The following is a 9,705-nucleotide window of genomic DNA, read 5'->3' on the forward strand; positions in this document are numbered from 1 at the left end:
GGTTTTCAAAGCAGTGCGGCTTCGTTCCGTCATGAAACGCCATGTGCGCTGCGTTTCCAGAGCGGATGGAGCCCGATCAGGCCGAGCACCGGGCCGGGCAGCAGCAGCCAGGCGGTGTGGCTGCCCCAGGCTTCCAGCTGGCGGGTGGCGAGCTGGATGGAGACCATGGTGAGGGCAAAGCCGATGGCGTTCTGGATGGCGAGGGCGCTACCGACCAGATCCGCCGGGCAGGCCCGGGCCGAGAGGGCGGAGAACTGGGCCGAGTCGGCAATCACCGCAAACCCCCAAAGCAGCAGGAAGGCGAGGAGCCAGGGGGCCGGGGCGTCCGTAGCCCAGGGATAGAGCAGGCAGCAGCCGCCGGAAACGGCCAGCGCCAGGGCGGCGACCTTGGCGCCGGGAAGGCGGCGGGAGAGCTGGCCGGCTACGACACAGCCCAGGGCGCCGATGCCGATGATGGCAAAGGAAAGCCCCGCCACGCTCTGGCCCAGGGCGAGATCGAGGTGGGTCTGGACGATCAGGAGCGGCACCAGGGTCCAGAAGGCGTAGAGCTCCCAGCAGTGGCCGAAGTAGCCTAAGGCCGAAGCGCGAAACTCGCGCTGGGTGAAGGCCAGCAACACCTGGCCGAGTTTGAGGCGCGGCGCATCTAGGCGGCGGCGGAAATGGGGGCCGTCGCCGAGGCAGAAGATCATCAGCCCCGCCAGCAGGGCGAGGGCGGATGAGGTGAGGATCACCTCCTGCCAAGGCCAGCGGGCGCCGGCCAGGCGGATGCCGTGGGGCAGCGCGGTGCCGAGGGTCAGCATGCCGACCAGCCAGGCCAGGGTGGAACTGGCTTTTTCCGGGGCCCAGCTCACCACCATCTTCATCCCCAGGGGATAGATCCCGGCCAGGCAAAGGCCGACGCAAAAGCGCAGCGCGAGGGCGCTCTCGAGGCCCGTGGCGAGCAGGGCGAAGGCGGCATTGCCGGCCGCGCCGAGCAGGGCGCAGAGGGCGAAGATGCGGCTGGCAGGAAAGCGGTCGGCCAGGCCGGTGAGGGCAAACCCCAGGGTGCCGGCGATGAAGCCGGCCTGCACGGCATTGGTGAGGCTGCCCAGATCGGCGGGGGCCAGCTGCCAGACCCGGATCAGGTCAGCGGCGGCACTGTTGGCGGAAAACCAGAGGGAGGTGCCAAAGAGTTGCGCCAGCACGATCAGGGGGATGGCAAGGCGGGGGGATGGCAAGGCGGGCCGGGATGGGGGAGAGATCCCGGCTGGCAAGGCGGGCTGGCGCTGCAAAGTTCAGCCGGCGCGGCTGGTGCACAGCATGGTGGCTTCGCCTTCGATGACCACCTTGCTATTGACGGTGCACACGGTTTCGATGATGGCCCGCTTCTTTTCCACGATCACTTCCTTCACCGTGGCGGTGGCGGTCACCGTGTCGCCGGGGCGCACCGGCGCCTTGAACTTCAGGGTCTGGCCGAGGTAGATGGTGCCGGGGCCGGGCAGGCGGTTGCCGAGCACGGCGGAAATCAGGCTGGCAGAAAGCATGCCGTGGGCGATGCGGCCGCCGAACGGGGTGGTCTTGGCGAATTCCTCGTTGAGGTGCACGGCGTTGGTGTCCGTGGAAACGCCGGAAAACAGCACGATGTCGGCTTCGGTAATGGTTTTGGCGATACTGGCGCTCATGCCGGGTTGCAGGTCTTCGATGTCATGGCCGTTCTGTGCATTCATGGGGAAACTCCTGGGTTGGTTGAGGGGCAGGGGATGCAAGGGTTGCAAGGGGGTGCCGGGTGATGCGGGCCCGGATTATACCGGGCTTGGGTCAAGGGCTGGTATCAAGGGCCGGTGTCAAGGGCGGGTGTCAAGGGCGGGTGTCAAGGCTTGTCCCGGCGCTTTGATGAAGAAACAAGGCGGGGTCCACGTTGGTGCCGTTGAGCACCATCGTCCAGTGCAGATGGGGTCCGGTCGAACGGCCGGTGGAGCCGACCGTGCCGATCGGGGCGCCTTTTTCCAGCCCCTGGCCGGGGTGCACGTCGATGCCGTCCAGGTGGCAATACAGGCTGATCAGCCCCTGGCCGTGGTCGATGAAGACCGAGCGGCCGTTGAAAAAATAGTCGGCCACCGCCAGCACCTGGCCGCCGGAGACCGTGCGTACCGGCGTACCCCGCGCGGCGGCGATGTCGAGGCCCGAATGAGGGGCGCGGGGCTGGCCGTTGAAGAACCGGCGGACGCCGAAGCGGCCGGACAGGCGGCCTGCGGCGGGCCGCACGAAATCGGTATCGACATAGGGCGTATCGCGCCAGTGCCGCTTCAAGCGGGCGATCTCCTCGTGCTCACGCGCGACGCGGGCCTCGTTTTCCGGCGAGAGTTCCACCTGGCCCTTGTTCTTCAGCCGCAGGTTCTGGACCGGGTATTGCCTGGGCTCGACGCGCAGGGCCAGGGGCGAACCCTGATCCGGCCTGGGGCCCTGGCGCAGAATCAGGGTGCCTGCCGGCGTATCCAGGGGAATGCCGACCAGGGCTTGCCAGCGGCCTTGGCGGGCGAGCACGGTGACGGGCTGATCGCCCAGCCAGAGCTGGGGACGGGCGGCTGTATCGGGTCCTAGTTCCAGTCGCGCCACCCCGCCTGGTACGGCGAGGGGGTGTAGCTGGGCGCGCAGGGCAGGGGGCAGGCAGAGCAGGGCGAGCAGCAGGGCCAGGCGAGGGAAACGGCGCCGTAGCGTCATGCGCCACCGATTTTTGCAGGATTCACTGACCTTGCCCCGTTCTTGAACCGAGGTGATTGGCCAGGCGCACGAAGGTTTCCAGCGAGAGTTCTTCGGCGCGGCAGGTGAGGGGAATTTCCAGGGCTTCCAGTTCCGCCTCGGTAAACAGGCCCTTCAAGGTGTTACGCAGCATCTTGCGGCGTTGCGAGAAGGCGGCGGCGACCACCTGGGCCAGGTGTTCCTGACTCCTGGCGTGCAGTTCTTCCCGGGGCTTGGGTATCAGGCGCACCACGGCGGACTGCACCTTGGGCGGCGGGTCGAAGCTTTCGGGAGGTACGTCGATCAGCCATTCCAGGTAAAAGCGGTACTGGAGCATGACCGAGAGGCGTCCGTAGGCCGAATCGCCGGGTTCGGCCACCATGCGTTCCACCACTTCCTTTTGCAGCATGAAGTGCATGTCCCGGATCTGTTCGGCGAAGGCGGCCAGGTGGAACAGTAGCGGGGTGGAGATGTTGTAGGGCAGGTTGCCGGCAACCCGCAGGCGCGGGCCGAGGCTGCCGAAATCGAATTTCAGGGCGTCGCCTTCATGGAGGGTGAGGCGTTCCCGGCTGTGGAGTTTCTTCAGGCGGGCGATCAGGTCCCGGTCGATTTCGATCACATGTAGCGGCTCCACGCGCTGCATCAGGGGCTCGGTGAGGGCTCCGAGGCCGGGGCCGATTTCCACGACGGTGTCCTGGGGTTGAGGGTCGATGGCCTGGACGATGGCGGTGATGATGCCCCGGTCCACCAGGAAATTCTGGCCGAAGCGTTTGCGAGGTGCGTGGCCTGCCTGGGTGGATGGGCCGCGGGGGCTGCGGGGGCGGTGCTTTTCAGGTTTCATGCAGGCTTTCGCGGGGCGGCACGGGCGGCACGGGTGGCAGGGGCGGCATGGGCGGCATGGGCGGCATGGGTGGCCATGCGGGCGGCTTCGCGCACGGCTTCGAACAGGCTGCCCGGGTCGGCGCGGCCGGTGCCGGCCAGGTCCAGGGCGGTGCCGTGGTCGACGGAGGTGCGGATGATGGGCAGGCCCAGGGTGACGTTGATGCCCTTGCCGAAAGTGGCGTATTTGAGAGGGGCGAGGCCCTGATCGTGGTACATGGCCAGGACGGCATCGCCTTGGCTGAGGACCGGCGGGGTAAACAGGGTGTCGGCGGGCAGGGGGCCGATCAGCTGCAAGCCCTCCTGGCGCAGTTGCTCCAGGGTCGGGGTGATGACTTCGATTTCTTCCCGGCCCAGGTGCCCCCCTTCCCCGGCGTGGGGGTTGAGGCCGGTGACCAGGATGCGGGGGGCGGCCAGGCCGTATTTGCGTTTGAGCTCATGGTGCAGGATGCGGATCACCTGGGTGAGGCTGGCCGGGGTGAGGGCGTCGGCGACTTGCCGCAGGGGCAGGTGGGTAGTGGCCAGGGCGACCCGCAGGGGGCCGCGTTCCGTATCGCCGGCCAGCATCATCACCACCTTGGGGGTGCGGGTTTTTTCGGCCAGATATTCGGTATGGCCGGTGAACGGGATGCCGGCCTCGTTGATCACCGCCTTGTGCACCGGGGCGGTGACCATGGCGTCGAACTCCTCATGCAGGCAACCGCCCAGCGCGGCATCGAGGAGACCGAGCACATAGGGGCTGTTGACCGGGTCGAGCAGGCCGGCCTGGCAGGGGCCGGCCAGAGGGCGGTGCAGCACGTCCAGCACTCCGGGCAGGTAGGCCCGGCCAGGAACGAAGTCGCGCAGGGCGACCGCCAGTTTGAGTTGCCGGGCGCGGGTTTGCAGCAATCCCCGGTCAGCCAGGATCAGGGGGTGGGCGCCGGTATCGGTTTCTGCCAGGCGCAGGCAGAGGTCGGGACCGATGCCCGCCGGTTCGCCGGAGGTGACGGCGATCAGGGGGCGCATCACTCTTCTTTCAGGCGGTATTCGACATAAGTCTTGTCGCGCAGCTGGCGCAGCCAGTCCTGGTAGGCATCGTCCATCTTGCGTGCCCGCAAGGCCTGGCGGGCGGCCAGGCGCTGCTTTTCCTGGCTCAAGTCCTGGGTGCGGCGGGCTTCCACCTTGATCAGGTGAAAGCCGAAGGGGGACTGGATCACCTCGCTGACTTCGCCCTCTTGCAGCGCATCCATGGCCCGTTCGAATTCGGGCACGGTGTCGCCGGGATTGAGCCAGCCGAGTTCGCCGCCCTTGACAGCGGAACCGTCCTGCGAGTAGAGGCGGGCCAGTTCGGCAAAATCTTCGCCATGCTTCAAGCGCTCGCGCAGGTCTTCGAGGCGGCGCCTGGCGTCGGCTTCGGAAACCACTTCGCTGACCCGGATCAGGATATGCCGGGCCAGGGTCTGGCGCACGCCACCATCGGCTTGTTGCTCTCCGCCGCGTTTGCCGAGCAGCTTGATGATGTGAAAACCATTGGGCGAGCGCAGCAGGTCGCTGACCTGGTTGGGCTGCAGCTTGGCCGTGGCTTCAGAAAAGATGGCGGGCATGCGCTCCAGCGTACGCCAGCCCAGATTGCCGCCCTGAAGGGCATCGGGCGCATCGGAATAGGAGGCGGCCAGCTCGGCAAAGTTATCGCCGCTGCGGGCCCGCTTCAGGATGTTTTCGGCCTTGGTCTTGAGTTTTTGCAACTGTTCCGGGCTGGCGGATTCCGGGGCGCGCAACAGGATATGGGCGATCTGGTATTCCTCCTGCTGGCCTTTGGCGCTGGTTTGGGCCAGGAAATTGTCGATTTCCGCATCCGAAATCACCAGGCGGCTGTCGACTTCCCGGTCGCGCAGGCGGGAGATGGTGATTTCATCGCGGATTTCTTCCCGGAAACTGGCATAGGGGATGCCGTCTTTTTCCAGGGCCGCCTTGAACTGCTCCAGGCTCATCTTGTTGTTGGCGGCGATGCGGGCAATGGCCTGTTCCAGTTGCTGGTCATCGACGCGTAGCCCCATGTCGTGGGCGGCCTGAAGCTGGGCCTTGTCGATGATCATGCGTTCGAGCATCTGTTGCTCCAGGACCTCCTGGGGGGGTAGCGGGGTGTTCTGACGTTGCAGTTGGGCGGTGGCGGACTGGACCCGGGCCCGGAGTTCGGACAAGGTGATGACATCGCTGCCGACCACGGCCACGATGCGGTCGGCTTCCAGGACTTCCGGACGGGCCTGGAGAACGGCCGGGGCACAAAGGCCGAGCAGGCCGAGCAGGAGGAGCAGGGTGGAAAGATTCAGGCGCATGGTTTTTACTCGTTGCTCAGGAGGCTGCCCGAGGGCAGTTCGTTGATCTTGCTGTAACCGGGAACGCTGCGTTGCAGCATATGGATGGGGTTGGAACCGATCTGGCCAAAGTCGTTGAGTTCGAGCTGGAAGAACAGGCTGGTATTGGGCGACCCGGCGGTGGACTCCAGGCGCTGCGCCACGAAACGTCCTGCCCAGCAGCCGGCGTTGTATTCCAGGCCGGCGATGCCTTCCACCAGCCGCGAGCTGTCGAAGGCATAGTTGTAGCGACCCACCACATGCCAGCGGCCGGAAAGGTTCCACTGGGCCGCCAGGTCGATCTGGTCCATGGTGCCCAGGCTCTGGGAACTGCCCCGGTTGTAGCGGTAGGTGGCGGAAATGACCTGGCCATGGGCCGGCTGGTAGCGGGAGCCAATCGTGAAGCGCTCATTGGTGGAGTTGTTGAAATTGTATTGCCAGGCCACATCCACATAGGTCTTGGGGGCTACCTGGCCGGTGAAGGCGGCCAGGAAGTCGGAGAGCTTGTTCTGCTGCAGATTTTCGCCAGGCAGGCCGACCTTGGGATCGGCGAAATAGTAGCGCTGACCGATCATCGCCCGCAACTGTTCGGCGCCGGTCCCGGGGTCGATCAGGCGGGTGGTGAGGGCAGCGGTCAGCTGGTTGGCATTGGCGACCCGGTCATAGCCGCTGAAGCGGTTTTCGTTGAAGATCTGCCCGAAGTTGAAGTCGGCCAGGCCCGTATCGAAAATGGGGAACTGGCTCTGGTCCTTGTAGGGGACATTCAGGTAATACAGGCGGGGTTCCAGGGTCTGGGTCCATTCCCGCCCGCCCAGGGTCATGTCCCGCTCGAAGGTCATGCCGGCATCGAGACTGAAGATGGGCAGGGTGCGTTGCAGGGATTCTGGCTGCCCCGCAAGCTGTTGCGACAGGGCGTAATGAGTGGCATGCACCCCGAACTTGGGGGTGATGTAAAAGCCGGGCTGAACGTAGGGCAGGGAAATCTGAGGGTAAAACACGGTGCGATCACCCTGCACGAGCGAGGTGTGCGTGAATCGGGTGTATTGCCCCACGGCCTGCAGGTCCAGGCCATGCCACTCGGGAATACGGGCATTGAAGTTGATCCGCGGCGAGATGAAGTAGGGATTGTCGATCGCGCTTTCGTCGCCGGGGTTCAGGGTCTGGTAACGCAGGGTCTGCAGGCTGGCGCTCCACCATTCGCGGCCGTAATCCAGGGTGAATTCCTTGGGCAGCTGACGCTGGGAGGTGCTGACGACCCGGTTGGAGAGGTCGGTGAAGTAGTCGTCGTCGGAGACCCCGTTCCAGTTGATGCGGGTGGCAAACCCGTAACCCAGGGTCTGGGTGTGGCGCAAGGTATAGGCATAGCGTCGCGCATCGAGTTCCTTGTCCCGGGTCATGTATTCAAACTGGGCCTCGGTGTTGGTGAAGGCATCCAGGTAACGCAGCTCGGTCCCCAGCTGCAGGCCACGCTTGGCCATGACCCGGGGCGTGATGGTGGCATCGTAATTGGGGGCGATGTTCCAGTAATAAGGAATGGAAAAATCGAGACCGGTCCGGGTGCTGGAACCGAAGGTGGGGGCCAGGATGCCCGACTTGCGCTGATTGTTGAGGGGAAAATCCAGGTAGGGGGTGTAGAGAAAGGGAATGTCCTTGAAATACACCGACGTATCGCGGGCCTGCCCCCGGTTCTCGTCGTAGTCCAGCTTGATCTCGCTGCTTTTGGCATACCAGTCCACCTCACCCGGCTTGCAGGTGGAGTAGGTGCCGTTTTCGATGCGGAACTGGTTTTCCCCTTCGAAATGAATGCGTTCCGCCTGGCCGTAGGCCGTGCTCTGGCGCGGAGGCAGCGCCGGCAGGGCGGGCGCCATCCCCGGCGCGGGGGATCGGCGGTTGTTCTGGCTGCCCACCATGCGGCGGATCTGGTATTCCGCCTGGTCAAAATAGCCGATCTGATCGGCCATCCGCAGCTTGAGATAGGGGCCGCTGAGGGTGACGCCTTCCTGGGTCAGGCGGACATGGCCTTCCGCCTCCACTTCGTCTTCCACATTGTGATGGGTGATCCGGTCGGCAAACAGCAGGGTGTCGGCCTTGCGTAATTCGGCGGTGCCCTCGGCCTTGCTCGAGGTATCCGACTGACCTTCGATCTGGTCGGCAATCAGGAAGGAGGGGCGGGCCTCCTTGCTCTTGGGCGGGATGGGCCGCATGCGGCGGCTCTGGCGCAAGACCAGCGGGGTTGCAACCTGGCTGTCGCGATATTCATCCGCCTGCGGGTCGAGCAGGATCGGCACCAGCCGGGAAGGCTCCTGGTCGGCGGGGGCCTGGCTTTCAAGCGGGATGACCGGCGTCGCCTGGGCCATCTGGCTGCCGGAAAAGAGGCAGGCAAACAGAAGGTGCAGGGGGCGGCGGGGGGATCCGGTCATGAAGTGAGCGTCTGCTTGCGGGGCTTGAGGGGAAAAAAAGCAGGCCGGCGGCGGTGCTAGAATCGCGGCATTTTACATCGAACCCCTCCCGTCCACATGTCCCGCGACAAAGAACTGCAAGAATGGGTGGCGGCCCGCCTCGCGCCCCGCTACCCCCATGCCGAAATCGGCATCGCCCCAGCCTCTAGCGACGCCAGCTTTCGCCGCTATTTCCGCTTGACCCTGCCCGATGGCAGCACCCGCATCCTGATGGACGCCCCGCCCGACAAGGAGGACTGCCGCGCCTTCGTGCACGTGGCCGGGCTTCTGGCCGAGGCGGGCCTTCATGCCCCGAAAGTGGAAATCGCCGATCTCGAAAACGGCTTTTTGCTACTCACCGACCTCGGCCGCATCGGCTATCTGGCCGCTTTCCAGGCCGAGCCGGGCCTGGCCGATGCCCTGATGCGTCCAGTGCTGGACGTGCTGGTGCGCTGGCAGCGGGCCTCCCGCCCCGGCGTGCTGCCCCCCTACGACGCCGCCCTGCTGCGCCGGGAGCTGGAGCTGTTCCCGGAATGGTTCATCGATCGCCACCTGGGCCGAGAACTGAACGACAAGGAGCGGCAGATCCTGGACACCACCTTCTCGCTCCTGATCGAATCAGCCCTGGCCCAGCCCCAGGTGTTCGTGCATCGGGACTTCATGCCCCGCAACCTCATGGTGGTGGAGAGCGAAGCCCGGCTCACCCCCGGCGTGCTCGACTTCCAGGACGCGGTCTATGGCCCCATCACCTACGATGTCGTCTCCTTGTTCCGGGACGCTTTCATCTCCTGGGAGGAGGAGCAGGAAATCGACTGGGTGGTGCGCTACTGGGAAAAGGCGCGGGACGCGGGCCTGCCCGTGCCTGCCGATTTCGGCGAATTCTGGCGGGCCTACGAGTGGATGGGCCTGCAGCGCCACCTGAAAGTGCTGGGCATCTTCTGCCGCCTCAACTACCGCGATGGCAAGGCACACTACCTCACCGACCTGCCCCGCTTCATCGGCTATGCCCGCAAGGTGGCGGGCCGCTACCTCGCCTTGAAGCCCCTATTGATCCTGCTCGACGCGCTGGAGGGGAAAGCCGTGGAAGCGGGCCTAACCTTCTGAAGCCGATTCCATGCGCGCCATGATCCTCGCCGCGGGCCGCGGCGAACGCCTGCGCCCCCTCACCGACCACACCCCCAAGCCGCTCCTGGCCGTGGGCGGCAAACCCCTGATCGTCTGGCACCTGGAGCGTCTGGCCCGGGCCGGCTTTCGCGAAGTGGTGATCAACCTCGCGCATCTGGGCGAGCAGATCCCCGCCGCCCTGGGCGACGGCGCCTCATGGGGGCTAAAGATCC

General features: G+C 65.5%; 9 protein-coding genes. 2 read left to right on the forward strand and 7 right to left on the reverse strand.

The features are described 5' to 3' along the window. Nucleotides 1-29: 29 nt before the first annotated feature. The 7 genes from WBH99_RS09945 to WBH99_RS09975 form a co-directional block, all read right to left on the reverse strand. On the reverse strand, nt 30-1,217 hold the full coding sequence (locus WBH99_RS09945) for an MFS transporter (RefSeq protein WP_424219923.1): 1,188 nt from the start codon (nt 1,215-1,217) through the stop codon (nt 30-32). Between the two features lie 57 nt (nt 1,218-1,274). Then, nucleotides 1,275-1,706, reverse strand: a complete 432-nt coding sequence (locus WBH99_RS09950; RefSeq protein WP_424219924.1) for a MaoC family dehydratase — start codon at nt 1,704-1,706, stop codon at nt 1,275-1,277. A 130-nt stretch (nt 1,707-1,836) separates the two neighbouring features. Beyond that, nucleotides 1,837-2,700 carry a peptidoglycan DD-metalloendopeptidase family protein gene (locus WBH99_RS09955; RefSeq protein ID WP_424219925.1) on the reverse strand — a complete coding sequence of 288 codons (864 nt, stop codon included), beginning with the start codon at nt 2,698-2,700 and terminating at the stop codon, nt 1,837-1,839. 22 nt (nt 2,701-2,722) lie between these two features. Beyond that, complete coding sequence (rsmA, locus tag WBH99_RS09960; RefSeq protein ID WP_424219926.1) at nt 2,723-3,559, reverse strand: 16S rRNA (adenine(1518)-N(6)/adenine(1519)-N(6))-dimethyltransferase RsmA; 837 nt, start codon at nt 3,557-3,559, stop codon at nt 2,723-2,725. Continuing rightward, a complete protein-coding gene (pdxA, locus tag WBH99_RS09965; RefSeq protein WP_424219927.1) occupies nt 3,556-4,602 on the reverse strand; it encodes a 4-hydroxythreonine-4-phosphate dehydrogenase PdxA in 1,047 nt (348 codons plus the stop codon). Before pdxA ends, rsmA begins: the two co-directional genes overlap by 4 nt. After that, complete coding sequence (locus WBH99_RS09970; protein ID WP_424219928.1) at nt 4,602-5,912, reverse strand: peptidylprolyl isomerase; 1,311 nt, start codon at nt 5,910-5,912, stop codon at nt 4,602-4,604. Before WBH99_RS09970 ends, pdxA begins: the two co-directional genes overlap by 1 nt. Before the next feature lie 5 nt (nt 5,913-5,917). Further along, a complete protein-coding gene (locus WBH99_RS09975; RefSeq protein ID WP_424219929.1) occupies nt 5,918-8,350 on the reverse strand; it encodes an LPS-assembly protein LptD in 2,433 nt (810 codons plus the stop codon). Between the two features lie 96 nt (nt 8,351-8,446). On the opposite strand from WBH99_RS09975, the gene WBH99_RS09980 reads away from it, so the two are divergent. Then, on the forward strand, nt 8,447-9,472 hold the full coding sequence (locus WBH99_RS09980; RefSeq protein WP_424219930.1) for an aminoglycoside phosphotransferase family protein: 1,026 nt from the start codon (nt 8,447-8,449) through the stop codon (nt 9,470-9,472). Nucleotides 9,473-9,482: 10 nt separating this feature from the next. After that, nucleotides 9,483-9,705 (forward strand): nucleotidyltransferase family protein (locus WBH99_RS09985; RefSeq protein WP_424219931.1); only part of this gene is annotated, 223 nt, incomplete at its 3' end.

Origin of the sequence: Azovibrio sp. (assembly GCF_049658005.1) — a bacterium.
In the GTDB taxonomy this organism is placed as follows: Bacteria; Pseudomonadota; Gammaproteobacteria; order Burkholderiales; family Rhodocyclaceae; genus Azovibrio.

Bases quoted from the DNA above. Each gene is read 5' to 3' on its own strand.
- WBH99_RS09955 (WP_424219925.1), bottom strand. From the start codon at position 2,700: ATGACGCTACGGCGCCGTTTCCCTCGCCTGGCCCTGCTGCTCGCCCTG.
- WBH99_RS09950 (WP_424219924.1), bottom strand. From the start codon at position 1,706: ATGAATGCACAGAACGGCCATGACATCGAAGACCTGCAACCCGGCATG.
- WBH99_RS09970 (WP_424219928.1), bottom strand. From the start codon at position 5,912: ATGCGCCTGAATCTTTCCACCCTGCTCCTCCTGCTCGGCCTGCTCGGC.
- WBH99_RS09975 (WP_424219929.1), bottom strand. From the start codon at position 8,350: ATGACCGGATCCCCCCGCCGCCCCCTGCACCTTCTGTTTGCCTGCCTC.
- pdxA (WP_424219927.1), bottom strand. From the start codon at position 4,602: ATGCGCCCCCTGATCGCCGTCACCTCCGGCGAACCGGCGGGCATCGGT.
- rsmA (WP_424219926.1), bottom strand. From the start codon at position 3,559: ATGAAACCTGAAAAGCACCGCCCCCGCAGCCCCCGCGGCCCATCCACC.
- WBH99_RS09980 (WP_424219930.1), top strand. From the start codon at position 8,447: ATGTCCCGCGACAAAGAACTGCAAGAATGGGTGGCGGCCCGCCTCGCG.